The sequence below is a fragment of the Xanthobacter sp. DMC12 genome (assembly GCF_056314105.1).
Genome location: NZ_JBQUYZ010000008.1, coordinates 1 through 21486 on the forward strand (window position 1 = coordinate 1; position 21486 = coordinate 21486).

Below are 21486 nucleotides of genomic sequence, written 5' to 3' on the forward strand. Positions count from 1 at the left end.
TGGTGGACTTGCCGATGCCACCCTTGCCGTAAAACGCGATCTGTCGCAGCGAAGCCATCTTGCTCTCCTTCGAACCTTCAAACGAGGATTCGGTGGTCTCCAAACCGGTGCGCAGCACGCGCGTCGGTCCGGGGACGTTGCACTCAGGCGCGGATGCGGACGGGGCCCTTCCGGAGCCCACCAGCCAGCAGCCTGGCGCCTGACAGAGGAATAGCAACGACTGTGCCAGCGATTTGCGGGAGATTTTTTCTCGTAATAACAATAACTTGCTGCGGCACATCAGGCGTGTTCAAAACCCGACACACGGGCTTTGCGGCTGACATGCCAGTTTAGGGCTGTTTGAAACAGGACACTCCCGAGCCGGCGATCGAGCCTGTCGAAACCCGACAATGACTGGTCCCGCCGGCCTGTCGCGTTTTCGACCCTCCCCTTCGAGGGGCACAGCCGACGAAAAACGGGCCGGCGATGCCGGCCCGTTTTTCTCAGGACTGAGAGGTCTCGCGCCGGCGTCAGCCGATCAGCTCCTGCGCCTTGCTCAGCGCCGCGACGAAGCGGTCCACTTCCTCGCGGGTATTGTAGAGGCCGAACGAGGCGCGGCAGGTGGCAGCGACGCCGAACCGCTCCAGCAGCGGCATGGCGCAGTGGGTACCCGCGCGGACGGCGATGCCGTCATTGTCGATCAGGGTCGCAAAGTCGTGGGCATGGGCACCGGCAATCTCGAACGAGATGATGGCGCCCTTCTCCTTGGCCGTGCCGATGATACGAACCGAGTTCAGCTCGCCCAGCCGCTCCTGCGCGTAGCGGCACAGCTCGTTCTCGTGGGCGCGGATGCGCGCCTTGCCGATGGACTGGATGTAGTCCAGCGCAGCACCGAGACCCGCGGCCTGGACGATGGCCGGCGTGCCCGCCTCGAACCGGTGGGGCGGGTCGCCGTAGGTGACCGAATCCTGCCGGACCACCCGGATCATCTCACCGCCGCCGTTGAAAGGCGGCATGGCCTCAAGGTGCTCATACTTGCCGTAGAGCGCGCCGATGCCCGTGGGGCCATACAGCTTGTGGCCGGTGATGATGTAGAAGTCGCAGTCGATGTCCTGCACGTCCACATCGAGATGGACCGCGCCCTGCGAGCCGTCCACCAGCACGGGGATGCCGCGCGCGTGGGCGATCTTGACCACCTCCTTCACCGGAACGGTGGTGCCCAGCACGTTGGACATCTGGGTGATGGCGACGAGCTTGGTGCGGTCCGTGAGCAGCTTCTCGAATTCGTCGAGGAGAAAGTTGCCCTCGTCGTCCACCGGCGCCCACTTCAGCACCGCGCCCTGGTTCTCGCGCAGGAAGTGCCACGGCACGATGTTGGCGTGGTGCTCCATGATCGAGAGGACGATCTCGTCGCCCTCCTTGATCCGGGCCTTGCCGAAGGTGGCGGCGACGAGGTTGATCGCCTCCGTCGCACTGCGGGTGAAGATGATCTCTTCCGGCCGCGCGGCATTGAGGAAACGCTGCACCGCGTGGCGGCCGCCCTCATAGGCCTCGGTCGCGGCATTGGCGAGATAGTGCAGGCCACGATGCACGTTGGCATATTCGGAGGTGTAGACCTGCTGGATGCGGTCGAGCACCGCCTTCGGCTTCTGCGCCGAGGCGCCGTTGTCGAGATAGACCAGCGGCTTGCCGTTGACCTTCAGGTCGAGGATCGGGAAATCCTCGCGCACGCGCATCACATCGTAGGAGCCGTTCGAGACCGCGGGGTGAAGGGCGGTCATGGTTCACTCCCGTCCCAGCAGCCAGGCGCGCGTCGCCTCGGCAAGGGCGGTGCGGATGCCCTCCTCGCCGATGGCGTCGATCACCTCGCCGACGAAGGCCTGGATGAGGAGCGCCTCAGCCTCCTTGGCGGGAATGCCGCGGGCCATGAGGTAGAACTTGATCTGCTGGTCGAGCGTGCCGGTGGTGCAGCCGTGGCCGCACTGCACGTCGTCGGCGAAGATCTCCAGCTCGGGCTTGTTGCAGGATTCCGCCGTCTCGGTCAGCAGCAGCGCGCGGCTGAGCATGCGCGCATCGGTCTTTTGCGCCGCCTGGCGCACGGCGATCTTGCCCTGGAAGATGTCCTGTGAGGCGCCGTCCAGCACCGCGCGGAAGGATTCGCGGCTCTCGCCGGCGGGCGCGGCATGATCGACGGAGAGCATGGTGTCGGCGTGCTGCTTGCCCGCGAGCAAGCTCACGCCGCCCATGTGCGCCTTCACGTTCTCGCCCGCGAGATGCACGAGGAGCTGGTTGCGCACCACGGCGCCGCCGGTGGTGAAGAAGGTGTTGGAGAAGGTCGCATCCGCCTCCACCTTCGCCAGCATCGTCGCGAGATGCACGGCGTCGCTGCCCTCGGTCGTCACCTTGACGCGCTCGAAGGTCGCGCCAGCGCCCACCACCAGCTCCAGTGCCGTATTGACCTGATAGGCGACGCCCGCAGGCCCCTCGTGGCTCTCAACAAGGGTGAGGCTGGCGCCATCTTCCACCACCACCAGCGAGCGGGTGAAGGCGGCGACCGGCGTCTCCGCCGTGGTCACGAACACCAGCTCCACCGGCCGCGCGATCGACGCGCCGGCGGTCACATGCACCACAACGCCATCGCCCATGAGCGCGGTGTTGAGGGCAAGCACGGCATCCGACGAGACGACGGTGCGGCCGAGATGGATCGCCGGAAGGCCCGCGGGATCGGCCAGAGCATCGGCCATGGAGGTGATGGCAAGGCCGGCCTCCAGATCCGCGAGATCGGACAGCTCCGGCACGAAGGCGCCGTTCACCACCACGAGGCGGCGAAAGCCAAGCGTGGAGAACAGGCTGCCTGCGGCCACCGCCTTCGCCTTGGCATCCGCGTCCGGCAGCGGCGCCAGCGGCTTCGCATCGCGCATCAGGGCGCGCAGGTCGGTATATTTCCAGCTTTCCACCCGGCGGTGCGGCAGGCCGGCATCCGCGAAGGTGTCGAAAGCCGCGGTCCGCTGGGCTGCGACTTCGGGGCCGCCCGGCAGGCTGGCGCGCACGGCGGCGAAGGTCTCGGCTAGCGCCAGTTCGGCGCCGGTCTTCATGGGACGGATGATTGCCGGGGCTGCCGTGGCCATCACGCCGCCTCGCTCTGGTACTGGGCGTAGCCGGTGGCTTCCAGCTCCAGCGCCAGCTCCTTGCCGCCGGTGTGGACGATGCGGCCGGCGTTGAACACGTGCACCACGTCCGGCACGATATAGTCGAGCAGGCGCTGATAGTGGGTGATGACCAGCATGGAGCGCTCGGGCGAACGCAGGGCGTTCACGCCGTTGGAGACCACTTTGAGCGCGTCGATGTCGAGGCCGGAATCCGCCTCGTCCAGCACGCAGAAATAGGGCTCCAGCAGCATCATCTGCAGGGTCTCGTTGCGCTTCTTCTCGCCACCGGAGAAGCCGACATTCACCGGGCGCTTCAGCATTTCGGTGTCGATGCCGAGCTGCTTGCCCAGCTCGCGCACCTTGCGCACCAGCTCGGGGGAGGTCAGCTCCACCTCGCCGCGCTTCTTGCGCTGGCTGTTCACCGCCGTGTGCAGGAACGCCATGTTGGAGACGCCGGGGATTTCCAGCGGATACTGGAAGCAGAGGAACAGGCCCTGCGCGGCGCGCTCGTCCGGTGACAGATCGAGCAGGTTCACGCCCCGGAAGATGACCTCGCCCCCGGTGATCTCGTAGCCCGGCTTTCCGGAGAGAACATAGGAGAGGGTGGACTTGCCGGCGCCGTTCGGCCCCATGATGGCGTGGACCTCACCGGGATTGATGGTGAGGTTCATCCCGTTGATGATCTTGCGCCCCCCAGCGATCTCGGCATGGAGGTCCTTGATTTCGAGAAGGGGAGCCATGGTGAAGATCCTCTGGTTATTGTTGCCCGGCGACGCGACCTGAAAAAAGGATGGAAGGCGTCAGCCGACGCTGCCTTCCAGGCTGATGGAGATAAGCTTCTGCGCCTCGACGGCGAACTCCATGGGAAGCTGCTGGAGCACATCGCGAACGAAGCCGTTCACCACGAGCGCCACGGCATCTTCCTGCGAGAGACCGCGCTGCATGCAGTAAAACAGCATGTCTTCCGAGATCTTCGAGGTCGTCGCCTCGTGCTCGAACTGCGCCGTGGGGTTCTTCGCCTCGATGTACGGCACGGTGTGCGCACCGCACAGGTCGCCAATGAGAAGCGAGTCGCAGTTCGTGAAATTTCGCGCTCCGGCCGCCTTGCGATGAGCCGACACCAGCCCGCGATAGGTGTTGTTGGACTTGCCCGCGGAGATGCCCTTGGAGATGATCCGGCTCGTGGTGTTCTTGCCGAGATGGATCATCTTGGTGCCGGAATCCACCTGCTGGCGGCCGTTGGAAATGGCGATGGAGTAGAACTCGCCGGAAGAACCTTCGCCGCGCAGCACGCAGCTCGGATACTTCCAGGTGATGGCCGAGCCGGTTTCCACCTGCGTCCAGGAAATCTTGGAATTCTTGCCGCGGCAGTCGCCGCGCTTGGTCACGAAATTGTAGATGCCGCCCTTGCCCTCGGCATCGCCGGGGTACCAGTTCTGGACGGTGGAATACTTGATCTCGGCATCATCGAGGGCGACCAGTTCCACCACGGCGGCGTGCAGCTGGTTCTCGTCGCGCATGGGCGCGGTGCAGCCTTCGAGATAGGAAACGTACGAGCCCTTGTCGGCGATGATGAGAGTGCGCTCGAACTGGCCCGTATTCTTCTCGTTGATGCGGAAGTAGGTGCTGAGCTCCATCGGGCAGCGCACGCCCGGCGGGATGTAGACGAAGGATCCGTCCGAGAACACCGCCTGGTTCAGCGTCGCGTAATAATTGTCGGTCGACGGCACCACGCTGCCCAAATACTGCTTCACCAGATCGGGATGCTCGCGCAGGGCCTCCGAGATAGGCATGAAGATCACGCCGGCGGCCTTCAGCTCCTCCTTGAAGGTGGTGGCCACCGAGACGCTGTCGAACACCGCGTCCACGGCGATCTTCGGCCGCTCGCCCTCGGGAATTTCCACGCCGGCCAGGATTTCCTGCTCGCGCAACGGGATGCCCAGCTTCTCGTAAGTCTTCAGGATTTCCGGATCGACCTCATCGAGGGACTTCGGCGCCTTGAACTTCTTCGGCTGCGAATAATAATAGAGGTCCTGATAATCGATGGGCGGGTAGCTGACGCGCGCCCACTCCGGCTCCTGCATCGTGAGCCAGCGGGCATAGGCGTCGAGGCGCCACTGCAGCATCCACTCCGGCTCTTCCTTCTTGGCCGAGATGAAGCGGATGACCTCTTCCGAAAGGCCCTTCGGCGCCTTTTCGGATTCGATCTGCGTCTCGAATCCGTATTTGTACTGGTCGACGTCGATGGAGCGAACCTGTTCGACTGTGTCCTGTACGGCCGCCATCGGGCCCTCCGTTCAACTGTCAGGCTGCGGCGCCGGGCGCCGCGCGCGGGGGTGGGGAGCGGAGCCCGAACGGCTCCGATCTCGTATCAGTGGAGGGAATACCCGCCGGGACCAGCAGGGATGGCTCCGAGCGGAGCCGATCGTGCCGACATCCCCACCGCGGCGCCGCCGGGCATCATGCCGGAACGCAGGTATTCTCCACCGGGCAAACCACGGCGCACTGGGGCTTGTCGAAATGCCCCTCGCACTCCGTGCACTTCTTGGGGTCGATCACATACATGTCCCGCTTGAGGCTGATGGCAGCATTCGGGCATTCGAACTCGCAGGCACCGCAGACGGTGCACTGGGACGCGACGATCTTGTAGGCCATGGGCTAGCTCCGCACTGTGCAGATTGGCAGGCGCAAAGCCTCTTTCAAGCACCGTGCCATCGGGCAAATGATTGATTTTTAATTGTTATTCTTTCTGTTCGAAGACCTGCCCCGCTGTCGTTCACCCGACACGGTGTCGCAAGTGCGACAGCCCGACAGCCTCGCCCGGGTTCGCCCCGCCTGATCGCCGGGGAATGGCAGCGGGCACGAAAAAGCCCTCCCCGCGGTGCGGAGAGGGCCGACGTCGGTTGAGATGCCAAAGGCCGCTGACGGCGACCCAGGCCGATCAGAAGCGCTTGATTTCGATGTCGTGCTTCTTCAGGGCGTAGCCGATCTGGCGGGGCGTGAGGCCGAGCAGACGTGCGGCCTTGGCCTGCACCCAGCCGGCGCGCTCCATGGCGTCCACCAGCCGCTCGCGCTCGGACAAGTCCTCATCCGGGATCGCGGCGCGCACCGGCACTGCCGGCGCCGGCGCAGGAACCGGAACGGTCAGCGGCGGCAGGCGCGGCACAGTGTTGGAATTGGCCGCCTCGCCGCTGATCGGGGAAAGCGGCGGCATCACCGGCAGGGGAATGTCCATCGGGCGGCGCGTCTGCGGGGCATCGGCCGGGCTGCGCCACAGGAGCGCCGACAGGCATTCGTTGTGACGGCAGGCGAAATCATCGCCGACGATGTTGCCGCCCTGCGCGAGGGTCGCCGTCCGCTGCACGCAATTCTCCAGCTCACGCACATTGCCGGGGAAGCCGCAGCCCATCAGCACGTCCATGGCGTCCTGATTGAAGTGCAGGTCGCGGCCGTTCTCGCGATTGAAGCGGTCGAGGAACTCGTTGGCCAGGAGCGGGATGTCGCCGCGCCGGTCGCGCAAAGAGGGCACGATCACGGGGATGACGCTGATGCGGTAGTATAGATCGGCGCGGAACTCGTTCTTCGCCACCGCCTCTTCGAGGTTCTTGTTGGTGGCGGCGACGACGCGCACATTCACCTTCAGGGTGTGGCTGCCGCCGACCCGCTCGAATTCCTGCTCCTGCAGCACACGCAGCAGCTTCGCCTGGAAGGCGGGGGAAATCTCGCCGATCTCGTCGAGGAAGAGCGTGCCCTTATCAGCCAGCTCGAAGCGGCCCTTGCGGGCGCCCACCGCACCGGTGAAGGCGCCCTTCTCATGGCCGAACAGCTCGGATTCCAGAACGGATTCGGGCAGCGCGGCGCAGTTCAGCTTGATGAAGGGTCCCTTGGCGCGGGGCGAAAGCTCATGGATCGCCTTGGCGATCAGTTCCTTGCCGGTACCCGATTCGCCGCGCAGCAGCACCGGCGAATGGGACTTGGCGACGATCATGATCTTGTCGAGCAGGCCGCGGATCTCGCGGCTGTCGCCGATGATGCCATCCACATAGACGCGCTTGCGCTCGCGGCCGGCGCTCGACGGCTTCAGCTCAGACAATTCCTTCTGCAGGCGGCCGCTTTCCGCCATCAGCCGCTCGCGGTCACGCGAGACGACGCGATGAAGCTGGACCGTCTGGCCGATGAGGTTCGCCACCATGGTGAGGAAACGCACATCCGAATCGAGCCGGAAGACGGAGCGGCCGTCCCACACGCGGTCGATGGTCAGCGTTCCGATCACCCGGGAAGCGACGCGGATCGGCACGCCGATGAAGGACACGCGGGTGTCCTCGCTGGCGCCGAGCGCCTGCGCGTCGGCCTCGCTGAAGGCCGGGTGGGAGGCGACGTTCTCGGCAATCAGCGGCACGGCGGTCGCGATCACCTGACCGATGGCCTTTTCTGGCAGACGCGCGCGATAACGCGCATCGGTGCCTTCGTTCCAACCGCCGCCGACCGTGATGTCGGGAATGCCGTCATCTTCCAGCAGCGAAATCACGCCATGGCGCATCTGCATGAAGGACGACAGAAGATTAACAACGCTGGAAAGCGTGGTCTCGAGGCGATTCGGGGCCGTCAGAATCTTCGAGATCTCGTAGATCCCGGTCAGAGCCACGTCGCTCAGTGAAACGAGGGGCACATGAGATCGAGGCTGCTCGCGCTCGATTTGCAACGCTTCCTGATGAACCATGGTGCTCTCTCCATCACCCCAGGCACCGTCCCCACCCATTTTGTATGATTAGCGACACTTTGATTTAGTTTCATTCGCATGTCGTGCCCAAGGTGAGGGCAAGATTTGATGCTTGTTTGGGCACGCCCCTGGCAATTGTCGCATTTGCTGCGACAACTTGGCCATTTCCGGCGTCCGCTTCGCCTTGGATTGTCTGAGAAGGGACGAATTGGCCACGTCGCCGGCAAAAAGATTTCGCGGCGCGAAATCATGCCGCCTCTACTTGCCGCAACTTTCCGCAGACTGCCTTTCGCAGTGCAGCGTGACCTGCCACCCACGGCCCGCCACCGCGCTCACGCCTGCGCGATCGGCGCCCCTGTAAACAGGGCAAGGCGGGCGGCGGCGGTGTCCGGGCGCTCGGCCCGCAAAAGGTCGGTCATCTCCGGCGCGGCCAGGGGCCGGAAAAAGAGGAAGCCCTGCGCCAGCTCGCAGCCGTTGTCGCGCAGGAAGCGGGCTTGGCCGGCAGTCTCGAGGCCTTCGGCCACCACCCGCATGCCGAGTTTGCGGCCCAGCTCGATCACCGCACAGACGATGGCGGTGTCGAAGGCGTCGCGCTCGATGTCCTTCACAAAGCTCTGGTCGATCTTGATGGTGTCGATGGGCAATTGCTTGAGATGGATGAGGCCGGCGTAGCCGGTGCCGAAATCATCGAGCGCGACGCGCACGCCGGCGCGGTTCAGTTCGTCCAGGATCGGCGCCACGTGGTCGGAGCTGCGCCCGAGGAAGACGGTTTCGGTGATCTCCACGTCGAAATGCGACGGCTCGACGCCCGCGGCATGGAACTGGCGCAACAGGGTGGGCGCGAGGTCGCGGTTGGTGAACTGGGCGGGCGCGAGGTTGATGGCGACACGCCCGCAGTCGTAGCCAAGCTCGATCCAACCGCGCACGTCGCTCGCCACCCGGCGCACCATGCGCTCGCCGATCAGCACCGCGAGTTCGGGGTCCGACAGCGCCGCCTCGAAGGCGGAGGGCGAGAGGATGCTGTGCGGCGAGCGCCGCCAGCGCACCAGCGCCTCCACCCCGGCGAGGCGCCCCGTGGTGAGCGAAACCTTGGGCTGGTAGTAGGGCACGATCTCGTCGTCGGCGAGGGCGCCGATCATGGCCCGGTTCAGCGCCACCCGTTCCAGCACGGCCTGGCGCATGGCCGGGGCATAGACGACCACGCGGTTGCGCCCCTGCTGCTTGGCGGCATAGAGCGCGAGGTCGGCGTCCTTCATCAGCTCGCCGTAGCTACAATCATGCTCGGGACAGGCGGCGATGCCGATGCTCGCCCGCGTGGAGAAATGCCGGCCCGCATGCAGCAGCGGCCGGCGCAGCTCGGCGAGGACGCTCTGGGCAAGGCGGCGGCCGAGCCCGACCGGGTCCGGCCCCTCGACGGCGCAGACGAACTCGTCGCCCCCGAGCCGCGCGATCAGCGCCGGCTGGTCGATGAGGGCGTCGAGCCGGTGCGCCGTCTCCATGAGCACGGCGTCGCCCGCATCGTGGCCGAGGGTGTCGTTGACGTCCTTGAGCCCGTCGAGGTCCATGAGCAGCACGCAGATGCCCTGCCCCGGCTTGCGGCGGGCGAGCGCGGCCTCCAGTCCCTCGTGGAAGGCGGCACGGTTGGGCAGGCCGGTCAGGGCATCGTGGCTTGCCGCATAGCGCGCCTGGCGTTCTGCGGCGCGGCGGTCGGTGACGTCCACCAGGGCCGCGACGAGATTGGGCGAGGGGCCGGAGGGTGTCACCGCGGCGGCCAGCACGACCTGCCGCTCCTCCCCGTCGGCGAGCGTCACCGTGGTTTCAAACTCGGTGGCGATGCCGTCGCGGCGCAGGCGATCGCGAAGGGCGTGGGCATCCTTGCCCCCGAGCGCGGCGTCGCACAGGCCACCACCGTCGGGCAGGTCGAGCGTCCCGCCGTAGAAGCGGCGCGCGGCCTCGTTGGACTTGATGTGCCGGCCGTCGTCCAATCGCGCGACGACCAGCGGAATCGGCACCGCCTGGAACGTGTTCTCCAGGATGTCCTCGCTGGCCCGGAGTTTCTCGTTGGCCTCGCGCTCGGCACGCACCACCGACCAGAAGCGCCGCTCCGTCCGGTTGGCGCGGGCCGCGATGAGAGCCAGCATGGTGTTGAGCACCGCCACCGCGAGGGCGAGGCCCACCCCCATCTGCCAGCCCGTCGAACGGTCGAGATAGCCGAAGAGCAGCAGGGCACTGGCCCCGAACCCGCCGGACACAAGCCAGCCGAACGGGATGGGCACCGCCAGGTAGAAGACCGTTGGCAGCAGCATCACCACGAACAGGGCAAGGTCGCTGTGCGAACTCACCAGCACCGCAATGGCTGCCGATATGCCCCAGAGCCAGACGAGGTAGATGGCGGTCATTCGCCCCGGCGTCGTGGCAATCTGCACCGCCACCAGGCAGAGCAGCGACAACGCGACGACCGCGAAACGCGCGCTGACCGCCACCACGAAATGCGCGGTTCCGGCGAAACGCCAGTCGCTCATCAGGAACAAGGCATTGAGGATGACCGAGGCGGCGAACAGGAAACGCCCGTGGCGCCGCGCCTCTTCGAGGCAGGCGACCCTAAATTGCTGCTCCACGGCCCCGTCGACGAACTCGCCGCCGAATGCGCGAAGACGAACGTCTTCCGCGCCTCCAGCCCCGTCCGAGTTTCCGACCTGGCCCGTGATACCTCTCATGTGGCGGATTCTAATGGCCAGTTCCGCGCGGCGCCAGCACGCGGCACGGGCGGACGGGGCGTAATCGTACCGCCGGCCACGATTTTCTTCGCACGTTCTTTACAGCCCCATGGCTCGACAGGCCGCAGGCGCTGGAAATGTAATTTCGGGTAGCGATACACCCGAAAACTACTCTGGGCTGCAGAATTGCGATTCGCACCCCCGTCTCGCTCCCGATCCCGCTCGCGGGCCGGGCGCGTTGCATGGCGGCCACGGCGTGCTGTACTGCGACAGGACGACGCCAATGGAGCCGCAGATGCTGAAGGACAAGCGCATCCTCCTCCTCATCGGAGGGGGCATTGCCGCATACAAGTGCCTCGATCTGGCGCGCCGCCTGAAGGAGCGCGGCGCTACGGTCCGCGCCATCATGACCGAGGCGGCCGGGCGATTCGTGACGCCGCTTTCGGTGGGCGCGATCACCGGCGAGCGTGTGTTCACCGACCTGTTCGATCTCACCGCCGAGCATGACATCGGCCACATCCGCCTCTCGCGCGAGGCGGACCTTCTCGTGGTGGCGCCGGCCACCGCCGACCTGCTCGCCCGCATGGCGCACGGCCTTGCCGACGACCTCGCCACCACCTGCCTTCTCGCCACCGACAAGCCGGTGCTCGTGGCCCCGGCCATGAATCCGCGCATGTGGGCGCATCCCGCCACACGCCGGAACGTGGCCCAGTTAAGGGCCGACGGCATCACGGTGGTGGGCCCCAATTCGGGCGCCATGGCCGAGCGCGGCGAGTTCGGGGAGGGCCGCATGGCGGAGCCGATGGAGATCCTCGCCGCCATCGAGGCGCATTTCGGCGAAGGCGCGTCCCGGCGGCTCGCCGGCCGCCGGATCCTCGTCACCTCGGGTCCGACCCATGAGCCCATCGACCCGGTGCGCTATATCGCCAACCGCTCCTCCGGAAAGCAGGGCCATGCGATCGCCGCCGCGGCCCGCGCCGCCGGAGCCGAGGTCGTGCTGGTCTCCGGCCCGGCCGAAGTTCCGGACCCCACGGGCGTGCGGGTGATCCACGTGGAGAGCGCCCGCGACATGCTGGCGGCGGTGGAAGAGAATCTGCCCGTGGACGCCGCCGTCTTCGCCGCGGCAGTCGCCGACTGGCGGGTGGCCGACGCTTCGGAGCAGAAGATCAAGAAGGACGGTGGCGGCGCGCCCACCCTGACGCTGGTGGAGAATCCCGACATTCTCGCCTCGGTCTCGCGCCACCACACCCTGCGCCCGCGCCTGGTGGTCGGTTTCGCGGCGGAGACTGAACAAGTGGTGGCGCATGCGCGGGACAAGCGCCTGCGCAAGGGCTGCGACTGGATCGTCGCCAATGACGTGTCCCCCGCCACCGGCATCATGGGCGGCGACAGCAACACCGTGCACCTCGTCACCGCCGCCGGCGTGGAGGATTGGCCCTCGGCCACCAAGGCCGAGGTCGCCCGCCACCTCGTCACCCGCATCGCCGATGAACTCTCGGGAACCCATCCGTGACACCGCCCCCTGTGAAGATCCAGCGCCTGCCCCATGCCGCCGGCCTGCCGTTGCCCGCCTACGCGACCCCCGGCGCCGCCGGCATGGACCTCGCCTGCGCCCTGCCGGCCGACGCGCCGCTTCTGCTGGCGCCGGGTGACCGCTCCGCCATCCCCACCGGCTTCGCCATCGCCTTGCCGGACGGCTACGAGGCGCAGGTGCGGCCGCGCTCGGGCCTCGCCAAGAACCACGGTGTTACGGTGTTGAATGCACCGGGCACCGTGGATTGCGATTACCGGGGAGAGATCGCCGTCCTGCTCGTCAACCATGGGCGTGACAGCGTGGAAATCAGCCGGGGCATGCGGATCGCGCAGATCGTGGTGGCGCCCGTGGTTCAAATAATGCTGGAAGAAATCGGAGAATTGAGCCAAACTGCACGCGGTTCCGGTGGTTTTGGATCAACAGGCCTCGGTTCCACGTGATTTAGCCGTCGGTGGACGGCAGGGAGCAACCTCGCCCTTCGAGAAGCCCGTCCTTAAAGGAAGCCGTTCCTCCGATGCCGCGCCTTTCCGACAAGAGCCTCCTCGCCATCGCCGCCGTGGTGGATGTGGCCGTCCACGCCCGCGGCGCGCCGGTTGCCGCCAAGGCCCTGGCCGCCCGCCACGGACTTCCCCCCCGCCGGCTGGAGCCGGTGCTGCAGGCCCTCGTCCATGCCGGCGTCCTGAAGGGCGTGCGCGGCCCGCGCGGCGGCTACGAGCTGGCGCGGGAACGCCGCCGGGTGTCCGTGGCCGAGATCGTGCGGGTGGTCGAGGGCGCCGAGGAGGAGAAGGAGATCATCCTGCCGCCGCTGGTGACGGAAGTGGTGCAGCCGGCCGTGGCCGCGGCCGAGGACACGTTCGACACCGCCCTTGATGGCGTGACGCTGGAAGACCTCTGCCGCGCCGCCGACGACAAGGGCCACGGCTCCGAGCATGAGAGGATCGACTTCGCCATCTGAGACCGGCCTCCGGCCGGACCGCCGATCCGGGATCGACCCGGAGGCAGAAAAGAGGTCTATTTCAGCGCGCGAGAGTTCCCCTTCGGGGAAGAGCGCTCCCCGCCTTCGAGGATCATCCCCGACCAAGCTGCCCGAAGCTGCACCGGCGCACCCGGACCCCACGGCCCGCCCGCAGCACACGAGACGAGACAAGAAGGAGATCGCCCATGGCACAACCTGCCGCCAAGATCGTGTCCTCCGCCCCCCTCGTGGGCCGGGGTCGGGTCTATGATTCCATCACCGAGACCATCGGCAACACGCCGCTGGTGCGGCTCAAGCGGCTGCCCGAACTGCGCGGAGCCAAGGCGGACATCCTCGCCAAGCTCGAATTCTTCAATCCCATCAACAGCGTGAAGGACCGCATCGGCGTCGCCATGATCGACGCGATGGAACAGGCCGGCGTGCTCGATGCCGACACGGTTCTCGTGGAGCCGACCTCGGGCAACACCGGCATCGCCCTTGCCTTCGTCGCGGCCGCCCGGGGCTACCGGCTCATCCTGGTCATGCCCGAGAGCATGTCCATTGAGCGCCGCAAGATGCTCACCCTGCTCGGCGCCGAGCTGGTGCTGACCCCCGCCAACCTCGGCATGAAGGGCGCCGTGGCGCGCGCCGAGCAGATCATCGCCGAAACGCCGAAGGCGGTGATGCCCCAGCAGTTCAAGAACAAGGCAAACCCCGAGGTGCACCGTCGCACCACGGCCGAGGAGATCTGGAACGACACCAACGGCAAGGTGGACGCCGTGGTGGCCGGCGTCGGCACCGGCGGCACCATCACCGGCATCGGCCAGGTGCTGAAGCCCCGCAAGGCCTCGCTCAAGATGATCGCGGTGGAGCCGGAGGATTCCCCGGTGCTCTCCGGCGGCCCTCCCGGCCCCCACAAGATCCAGGGCATCGGCGCCGGCTTCGTGCCGGAGGTGCTCGACCGCTCGATCATCGACGAGGTGGTGACGGTGGGCAACCAGACCGCCTTCGACACCGCCCGTGCCCTCGCCCGCTACGAAGGCATTCCCGGCGGCATCTCCTCCGGCGCCGCCGTGGCGGCCGCGCTGGAACTGGCGGCGCGGGACGACATGGCCGGCAAGACCATCGTCGCCATCGTCCCCTCCTTCGCCGAGCGCTACCTCTCCACCGCGCTGTTCGAAGGCCTCTGAGCCTCTGCCCGCGCCCCGGCACCGGCCGGGGTGCGGGCGAAATCTGCTTTCTGCCCAAGCCGCTGGAGCCGCAGCAGCGCGGCATGGCGCGCCGGGTCATAGCCGGCGCCACCGGCCCGCGCCGCCTTTCGGGCATGACGCAGGGCGCGGGCGATGCCCGCCGGCCCCTCGCAGAACACCTCCAGCCCCCGCATCAACCGCCCCACCTGCGCATCGGCCGCCTCCGCCGCGAAGGCGTGCGCCCGCCTGTCCTTCCCATTTCGACCAGCCATGCCGGTTCCTCCAGATCCCGGCCGATGCTGGAGCGGCGCGGGCGATAGGAGGATAAATTCCTATTTCGCGAGCTTGAGCATGCCGCGCGACTGGCGGCGTAGTTGTCTGTTTTTATTCAGTTTTCCGTCGATACGATACAAACGGGGGTTGCACGTTCTATCCGCCTCCTCTTGCAAGAGCGGATGATTGATGTAGGAATTTTTACCTACAGTGAGCGTTCCCCATGAGCCCCTTGCCCGCCGCCGCCCCCTCGGTCTCCCGCCCTTCCGCCTCTGTCCGCGCCCCGCGCGGGTATCCCCGGCCCGGGCTGAAACCCTGCTGCCATCTGGCCGTCGCGATGGCTGCGGCCGATGCGGGAATGACGGTAGAAGCCCTGCTGGCGCACAAACGCTCGACCGCACCCGTCGCCCTCGCGCGGCAGCTCGCCATGTATCTCGCCCACGTGGGGCTGGGGCTGCCGCAGGCGGCGGTGGCGGCGGCCTTCGGCCGGGATCGTTCGACGGTCGCCCACGCCTGCCGGCGGATCGAGGAATTGCGGGATGCCGCGGCCTTCGACCAGAAGGTCGGCCGGCTGGAATCCTGTCTGCGCTGGGCGGCGGAGGCGTGACATGGCAACGACCGGACCGGCACATCAATCGCCTGTAAAATCAATACCTTCTAGCCGAGGGCAGCGGCGGTCGGCTGGAAGGCCGGCGGCGGACGCGCCGGGCTTCAATCCGGCGGAAAGCCCCCTTGCGTGGCTGGCGCGGCGGCACGGCAAGGACGGCCGCGCCATGGTGGACGCGGCGCAATTGCAGGCGGGGGAACGGCTGAGGGCTGATTTCACCCGGGCCAATCTGACACCCCGCGTCACCAGCCGCTGGAGCGAGGTGTCGGGGGCCGGCACGCCGGAAGCCTTCACGGACATGGTGCTGGCGGCCAAGCTCCGGGTCACCCGCGCGCTCACGGCGGTGGGGCCGGAATTGTCCGGCGTTCTGCTGGACGTCTGCTGCTTTCTCAAGGGGTTGGAGACGGTGGAGCGGGAGCGGGGATGGCCGGCACGCACCGCCAAGGTGGTGCTCTGCCTCGCCCTCGACCGCCTCGCCGCCCACTATGGTCTCTCGGCCACAGCGACCGGACGCGACCGCGCGCCGACCCGTGCCTGGCAGGCGCCCAAGGTAGCGGAAGCCGAAACGCAGTCAGGACAATGACTTGGCCGTGTCGGAGATGATCTGGAAGGCGGCGTCCACGTCGCCTTCCGTCGTCTCCATCGCCCCCGCCTGGAAGCGGATGGCCAGATGCCCGTCGATCCGGGTGGGGGTGAGATAGAGGGTGCCGCCGTCGTTGATGGCGGTCAGCATCGCCAGCATGTGGGCGTCGAGATCGCGCCCGTCGCCGGGGTCGTGGCGGAAGGTGAAGAGGGAGAGCACCGGCGTGCTCGCCAGCGAGAAGCCGGGCTCCTGCGCGAGCCGAACTGCGAGCCCCTGCGACCAGCGCACATGGTTGCGCATCATCTCCCGAAGCCCGTTAAGTCCATGCGCACGCAGGACAAACCAGAGCTTCAGCGCGCGGAAGCGGCGGCCGAGCTGGACCGTCCATTCGCTGTAATTGGTGATGTCGTCGTGGCCGTGGGTCTTCAGGTACTCCGGCTGGATGGACAGGGTGCGCAGGTGGTCGTCCACGCTCCTGATGTAATGGGCGGAGCAATCGAACTGCACCCCCAGCCATTTGTGCGGATTGAGCACGATGCTGTCCGCCGCCTCCACCCCCGCCCACAGATCCCGGAACTCCGGGCAGATCATCGCGGTCCCCGCCCATGCGGCATCGACATGGACAAACAGGCCATGCCGGTGCGCGATTCGGGTGAGTTCAGGTGCCGAATCCATGGCGCCGGTGCCGGTTCCACCGATGCACAGCACGAGTCCGGCCGGCCGGTGCCCGGCGGCGCGGTCGGCGGCGATGGCGGCCTCCAGAGCGGCCGGGTCCATCCCCCGCAGCGGCCCGGTCGTCGGTATCCGGATGAGGTTGTCGTGGCCGATGCCCGACACCCACGCCGCCCGGTCGATGGAGGTATGGACTTCCGCTGAGGCATAGACGCGCAGCCGCTCCCGGCCCGACAGGCCGGTGGCGTTGCCGGTGAAGCCGAGGGCCCGCTCCCGCATGGTGAGGAAGGCGCAAAGGGTCGCGGAGGAAGCCGAATCCTGGATCACCCCGGTGAAATCCGCCGGCAGGCCCACCGCCTGACGCAGCCAGTCCAGCGCCACGCCTTCCAGCTCGGTGGCGGCGGGGGAGGTCTGCCAGAGCAGGCACTGCGCGCCCATGGCCGAGGAGAGCATCTCCGCGATCACGCTGGCGGGGCTGGCGTTTGCGGGGAAGTAGGCGAAGAAGCGCGGGTGCTGCCAATGGGTCATGCCGGGCACGATGATGCGGCGGAAATCGGCGAACAGCGCATCCATAGGCTCTGCCTCTTCCGGCGGGCTTTCCGGAAGCTGGGCCGCGATCTCGCCGGGCTTCGTGCGGGCGCGCACGGGCTGATCCCGCAGCGTCTCGCGATAGTCCGCCGCGAAGGTCGCCGCCTCGTGCGCCCAGTGGCGGAAGGTGTCCCCGTCCATCTTCGGTCCTCGTCACTACCCGAGGGGGGACATAGCCGACTTCACCGCGGTGGCAAACGCGACAGCTTGAGCGGGACGGCTTGCCCTCCCGGCTTCGTGTCCGGTAGCAGCCCTTCTCCATGCTAGTGTCTCTAGGGAAAGGGCTTTCCCCGGAGGCTCCGCCGCACTAAGACGGCGCGAACGCTCCGGACGCAGGCGGCCGCCCCGCCGACGCGGAGCCCGCGAAGACCACAGAGACGACCCAAGACGCGCCCGAAAGACGCAGAGACGCGTACCAAGGTGCGACGCAAGAACGAGGCCCGCGAGGATATGCCCCAATACCGCTCCCGCACGTCCACCCACGGCCGCAACATGGCCGGCGCCCGTGGCCTGTGGCGCGCCACCGGCATGAAGGACGGCGATTTCGGCAAGCCGATCATCGCGGTGGTGAACTCCTTCACCCAGTTCGTGCCCGGCCACGTCCACCTGAAGGACCTCGGCCAGCTGGTGGCGCGCGAAATCGAGAAGGCCGGCGGCGTCGCCAAGGAGTTCAACACCATCGCGGTGGATGACGGCATCGCCATGGGCCATGACGGGATGCTCTATTCGCTCCCGTCGCGCGAGATCATCGCCGACAGCGTGGAGTACATGGTCAACGCGCACTGCGCCGACGCCATGGTCTGCATCTCCAATTGCGACAAGATCACCCCCGGCATGCTGATGGCCGCCATGCGCCTCAACATCCCGGCCGTGTTCGTCTCCGGCGGCCCCATGGAGGCCGGCAAGGTGCTGCTCTCCACCGGCGAGCGGAAGGTGGACCTCATCGACGCCATGATCTCGGCCGCCGACGACAAGGTGTCGGACGCCGACGTGACTGTCATGGAGCGCTCCGCCTGCCCCACCTGCGGCTCCTGCTCCGGCATGTTCACCGCCAATTCCATGAACTGCCTCACCGAGGCGCTGGGCCTCGCGCTGCCGGGCAATGGCTCGGTGCTCGCCACCCACGCCGACCGCGAGCGGCTGTTCGTGGAGGCCGGCCACCTCATCGTCGACCTCGCCCGCCGCTATTACGAGCAGGACGACGCCGGCGTGCTGCCGCGTGCGGTGGCCTCGTTCAAGGCGTTCGAGAACGCCATGACGCTGGACATCTCCATGGGCGGCTCCACCAACACGGTGCTGCACCTGCTGGCCGCCGCCAACGAGGGCGAAGTGCCCTTCACCATGGCCGACATCGACCGTCTGTCGCGCAAGGTGCCGGTGCTGTGCAAGGTCGCGCCGGCGGTGGCCAACATCCACATGGAGGATGTGCATCGCGCCGGTGGCATCATGGCCATCCTCGGCGAGCTGGACCGCGGCGGCCTCATCCACACCGACCTGCCCACCGTCCACGCGCCGACCATGGCTGACGCGCTGGACCGCTGGGACGTGAAGCGCACCAAGAGCGAGAGCGTCGCCACCTTCTACCGCGCCGCCCCCGGCGGCGTGCCCACCCAGGTGGCGTTCAGCCAGTCCCGCCGCTACGACGACCTCGACCTCGACCGCGAAGCCGGCGTCATCCGCGACGTGGAGCACGCCTATTCCAAGGACGGCGGCCTCGCCGTGCTCTACGGCAACATCGCGCTGGACGGCTGCATCGTGAAGACGGCGGGCGTGGACGCCTCCAACCTCACCTTCACCGGCAAGGCCCGCATCTTCGAGAGCCAGGACGCGGCGGTGGAGGCCATCCTCTCCACCGGGCGCATCCAGCCCGGCGACGTGGTGCTGATCCGCTATGAGGGGCCGCGCGGCGGGCCGGGCATGCAGGAGATGCTCTACCCGACCTCCTATTTGAAGTCGAAGGGCCTCGGGAAGCTCTGCGCCCTCGTCACCGACGGGCGCTTCTCGGGCGGCTCCTCGGGCCTGTCCATCGGCCACGTCTCGCCGGAAGCGGCGGAAGGTGGCGCCATCGGCCTCGTGGACGAGGGCGACACCATCGAGATCGACATCCCGAACCGCATCATCCGCGTGGCGGTGTCGGACGAGGTGCTGGCCGAGCGCCGCGCGAAGATGGAAGCCAAGGGCGCCGCCGCCTGGAAGCCGGAGAACCGCAAGCGCGTCGTCTCCCAGGCCCTCCAGGCCTACGCCGCGCTCACCACCTCCGCCGCCCGCGGCGCGGTGCGCGACGTGAACAGCATCCGGCGCTGAGCGTTCGTCGCAAGCGCCTCGCGCCAACCTCGCGCGCAACCGCCGTCGCCCTCCAGCTCGACCGGAGGGCCCATCCAACGGCTGCGACCCAACCTTGGAACGCGGGCGCAAACATCGCCATGGCTCCTCCGGTCAGGCCGGAGGACAACAACGGCCGTCTCACCGGCAGGTGAGGCGGCCGTTGTCGTTGGCGATGTCGCGGCCGGGGCTGCACCAGGAGACGGCGGTGGTGGCTTCCGACCAGCGGCCGTTGCGGTCCTGGCAGGAGGCCTTCAGCCATCCGGCCACCACGCGGATCTCGCGGCAGCTCGCCATGTAGGAGCCGGGCGGGGGACGGTCGCTGAAGCCCGACGAGCCGCCGCGCGAGCAGCGCAGGTCGCTGTTGTCGTTATAGATGTCCGCCCCCTGGAGGCACTGGGAGAGCTGGAGCGGCACCGAAGTGCGGAAGGTGCCGCCGCGGTCCTGGCACATGGCGCGCAGGAAGCCGCCGCTCACGCTCACGTCCCGGCAGGTGGAGCGATAGGAGCCGTAGGGCACCGGCGCGGTGTTCCAGCCGGAGCCGGACGACGCGGTGGAGGAGGCGCAGCGCAGGATGCCGTCATCGTTCACCACCTCCCGATTGCTGCACCAGGAGAGATAGAGCGAGGAGGCGAGCCACGCACCACGGCGGCTGAGGCAGGTGCCGCGCAGGGTGCCGGACTCCAGCGACACGTCCCGGCAGGTCTCTTGGTAGGAGCCGGGCGGGGGATAGTCGCCGGCGTGCTGGGAGGTGAAGGAGCGGCAGGCGAGCCGGCCTTCCACATTGGAAATGTCGGTGCCGAGCGGGCAGCCGGTGAGGGAGAGCCCGGTTTCGCGCCAGTTGCCCCAGCCGTCGCGGCAGGTGGCGGAGAGCCAGCTGCCTTCCAGCCTCAGGTCGCGGCAGGAAGAGGTGTAGGAGCCGGCCGGCGGGCGCTGCACCACCGGCGGCGGGGCCACCGGCTGGGGCCGCGGCGGCGGCGAGGGGGCGAGCGTGCCGTAGAGCGATCCCGGCGCGGGCATGTCTTTGCAGATGAGCTGGCCGTTGCGGTTGGCGATGTCGCCGTCGCAGGAGGGGAAGTCGTCGAGGCGCGAGACCACCCATTCCCCCGCGCGGGTGGCGCAGAAGGCGGCGAGGTCGCGCCCCCAGCGGACCTGCACCTGACGGCAGCTCTCCAGATAGCTGCCCTGCGGCACGCCTTGCTGCGCCGTCGCCGGGGCCGCGGTGAAGGTGGCGGCCAGGGCGATCACGCCGGCGAGGCCCCTGAACGCTGCACGGAACGTCATGCCGGAGCCTCCCGAATCGGCATCGAAGTACCACAGGAGGCATAGCAGGAATCGACGAGACTTTCCGCAACGGCACAAAAGAAAAGGGGCGCCGCAGCGCCCCTTCCCCGTTCAGGCCATTCCCCTCAGAAGCAGGCGAGATTGCCGTTCTGGTTGGAGATGTCGCGGTAGTTGCGGCAATTGTTCATGTTGAGCGCGGTGGGATTCCACGAGCCGTTCACGCGCTGGCACTGGGCGCGCAGCACGCCGCCGAGGCCCATGGTGATGCCCCGGCAGGTGCGCATGTAGGAGCCCGGAGGCGGCTGAAGCTGCTGGCGGGTGCGGCACCACAGCTGGCCGTTCTGGTTGGAGATGTCGGTTCCCGGCTGGCAGGTCAGCGTGTTCAGCACGGAGGGCTGGAAGTTGCCGGCGCGGGTGCGGCAGAAGGCGCTCAGCACGCCGTTGCGGAACTCCACGCGGTCGCAGCTCTGGCGATAGGAGCCGGGCGGGCCGAAGCCGGGGTTCGGCGGGATGGGACCGGGGCCGGGACCGGGACCGGGTCGGCGCTGGCACCACAGCTGGCCGTCCTGGTTGGAAATGTCGCCCCGGCAGGACGGGAAATCGTTGAGCCGCGTCACCACCCACTGGCCGTTGCGGGTGGCGCAGAAGGCGGCGAGGTTGACGCCTTCGCGCACCTGCGCGTCACGGCAGGACCGCAGATAGCTGCCGGGCGGCACCGACCGCGCCTCGGCCGCCGTACCGGCCATCAGGCCGAGCGCCAGAATGAGGCCCGCAAGGCGCAGGCCTGTCGCCAAAAACGAACGCATGTTCTCCCCCCAGGCTTTCGTTACGTCGAAACCGCGCAGCTTCTAGCACGGCGCAGGTCCGGGCGCAGCATCGACACGGGCCGGCCGCTTCGCTAAAAGCCGAGGTC

18 protein-coding genes are annotated in these 21486 nt (G+C 67.6%); 7 read left to right on the forward strand and 11 right to left on the reverse strand.

Annotation, left to right across the window (positions count from 1 at the left end; translation table 11 throughout):
* Window positions 1–509: 509 nt before the first annotated feature.
* The 7 genes from ACT535_RS22800 to ACT535_RS22830 all read right to left on the reverse strand — a co-directional run bounded on the left by ACT535_RS22800 (window position 510) and on the right by ACT535_RS22830 (window position 10565).
* Window positions 510–1760 carry a cysteine desulfurase gene (locus ACT535_RS22800; RefSeq protein ID WP_168457246.1) on the reverse strand — a complete coding sequence of 417 codons (1251 nt, stop codon included), beginning with the start codon at window positions 1758–1760 and terminating at the stop codon, window positions 510–512.
* Between the two features lie 3 nt (window positions 1761–1763).
* The gene (gene sufD, locus ACT535_RS22805) at window positions 1764–3107 is read right to left on the reverse strand and encodes a Fe-S cluster assembly protein SufD (RefSeq protein WP_476366149.1); all 1344 of its coding nucleotides are present in this window, start codon (window positions 3105–3107) and stop codon (window positions 1764–1766) included.
* Window positions 3107–3868: a Fe-S cluster assembly ATPase SufC gene (sufC, locus tag ACT535_RS22810; protein WP_168457244.1), complete on the reverse strand. Its 762-nt coding sequence runs from the start codon at window positions 3866–3868 to the stop codon at window positions 3107–3109. The genes sufD and sufC overlap by 1 nt, the downstream gene beginning before the upstream one ends.
* 60 nt (window positions 3869–3928) lie before the next feature.
* Entirely contained in the window at window positions 3929–5413 is a 1485-nt protein-coding gene (sufB, locus tag ACT535_RS22815) for a Fe-S cluster assembly protein SufB (RefSeq protein ID WP_476366150.1), read from the reverse strand.
* A gap of 175 nt (window positions 5414–5588) precedes the next feature.
* Window positions 5589–5783, reverse strand: a complete 195-nt coding sequence (locus ACT535_RS22820) for a 4Fe-4S binding protein (protein WP_029555939.1) — start codon at window positions 5781–5783, stop codon at window positions 5589–5591.
* A gap of 286 nt (window positions 5784–6069) precedes the next feature.
* Window positions 6070–7848 (reverse strand): nif-specific transcriptional activator NifA, encoded by a 1779-nt coding sequence (nifA, locus tag ACT535_RS22825; RefSeq protein WP_476366151.1) that lies wholly within the window; start codon window positions 7846–7848, stop codon window positions 6070–6072.
* Between the two features lie 332 nt (window positions 7849–8180).
* Window positions 8181–10565 (reverse strand): putative bifunctional diguanylate cyclase/phosphodiesterase, encoded by a 2385-nt coding sequence (locus tag ACT535_RS22830; protein ID WP_476366152.1) that lies wholly within the window; start codon window positions 10563–10565, stop codon window positions 8181–8183.
* A gap of 295 nt (window positions 10566–10860) precedes the next feature.
* On the opposite strand from ACT535_RS22830, the gene coaBC reads away from it, so the two are divergent.
* The 4 genes from coaBC (at window position 10861) to cysK (ending at window position 14244) form a co-directional block, all read left to right on the forward strand.
* Window positions 10861–12078, forward strand: a complete 1218-nt coding sequence (gene coaBC, locus ACT535_RS22835) for a bifunctional phosphopantothenoylcysteine decarboxylase/phosphopantothenate--cysteine ligase CoaBC (RefSeq protein ID WP_476366267.1) — start codon at window positions 10861–10863, stop codon at window positions 12076–12078.
* Window positions 12075–12539 carry a dUTP diphosphatase gene (dut, locus tag ACT535_RS22840; protein WP_476366153.1) on the forward strand — a complete coding sequence of 155 codons (465 nt, stop codon included), beginning with the start codon at window positions 12075–12077 and terminating at the stop codon, window positions 12537–12539. The genes coaBC and dut overlap by 4 nt, the downstream gene beginning before the upstream one ends.
* 74 nt (window positions 12540–12613) lie before the next feature.
* The gene (locus tag ACT535_RS22845) at window positions 12614–13054 is read left to right on the forward strand and encodes an RrF2 family transcriptional regulator (protein WP_024281083.1); all 441 of its coding nucleotides are present in this window, start codon (window positions 12614–12616) and stop codon (window positions 13052–13054) included.
* A gap of 206 nt (window positions 13055–13260) precedes the next feature.
* On the forward strand, window positions 13261–14244 hold the full coding sequence (gene cysK, locus ACT535_RS22850) for a cysteine synthase A (RefSeq protein ID WP_168457239.1): 984 nt from the start codon (window positions 13261–13263) through the stop codon (window positions 14242–14244).
* Here cysK and ACT535_RS22855 read toward each other — a convergent pair.
* On the reverse strand, window positions 14211–14516 hold the full coding sequence (locus ACT535_RS22855; protein WP_476366154.1) for a hypothetical protein: 306 nt from the start codon (window positions 14514–14516) through the stop codon (window positions 14211–14213). The genes cysK and ACT535_RS22855 overlap by 34 nt on opposite strands.
* Window positions 14517–14854: 338 nt before the next feature.
* Here ACT535_RS22855 and ACT535_RS22860 point away from each other — a divergent pair, with 338 nt between their 5' ends.
* Together ACT535_RS22860 and ACT535_RS22865 are read left to right on the forward strand one after the other, a co-directional pair.
* Complete coding sequence (locus ACT535_RS22860; protein WP_168457238.1) at window positions 14855–15124, forward strand: helix-turn-helix domain-containing protein; 270 nt, start codon at window positions 14855–14857, stop codon at window positions 15122–15124.
* A complete protein-coding gene (locus tag ACT535_RS22865) occupies window positions 15057–15707 on the forward strand; it encodes a DUF6456 domain-containing protein (protein ID WP_476366155.1) in 651 nt (216 codons plus the stop codon). Before ACT535_RS22860 ends, ACT535_RS22865 begins: the two co-directional genes overlap by 68 nt.
* Here ACT535_RS22865 and ACT535_RS22870 read toward each other — a convergent pair.
* Window positions 15696–17108, reverse strand: a complete 1413-nt coding sequence (locus tag ACT535_RS22870; RefSeq protein ID WP_476366156.1) for a pyridoxal phosphate-dependent decarboxylase family protein — start codon at window positions 17106–17108, stop codon at window positions 15696–15698. The two genes, ACT535_RS22865 and ACT535_RS22870, sit on opposite strands and share 12 nt — an antisense overlap.
* A 309-nt stretch (window positions 17109–17417) precedes the next feature.
* Here ACT535_RS22870 and ilvD point away from each other — a divergent pair, with 309 nt between their 5' ends.
* On the forward strand, window positions 17418–19271 hold the full coding sequence (gene ilvD / locus ACT535_RS22875; RefSeq protein WP_168457235.1) for a dihydroxy-acid dehydratase: 1854 nt from the start codon (window positions 17418–17420) through the stop codon (window positions 19269–19271).
* A gap of 159 nt (window positions 19272–19430) precedes the next feature.
* Here the strand turns inward: ilvD and ACT535_RS22880 are convergent, their stop codons facing one another.
* Together ACT535_RS22880 and ACT535_RS22885 are read right to left on the reverse strand one after the other, a co-directional pair.
* Window positions 19431–20573 carry a CVNH domain-containing protein gene (locus ACT535_RS22880; protein ID WP_476366157.1) on the reverse strand — a complete coding sequence of 381 codons (1143 nt, stop codon included), beginning with the start codon at window positions 20571–20573 and terminating at the stop codon, window positions 19431–19433.
* Between the two features lie 125 nt (window positions 20574–20698).
* Window positions 20699–21379: a CVNH domain-containing protein gene (locus ACT535_RS22885; protein ID WP_168457233.1), complete on the reverse strand. Its 681-nt coding sequence runs from the start codon at window positions 21377–21379 to the stop codon at window positions 20699–20701.
* Window positions 21380–21486: the final 107 nt, after the last annotated feature.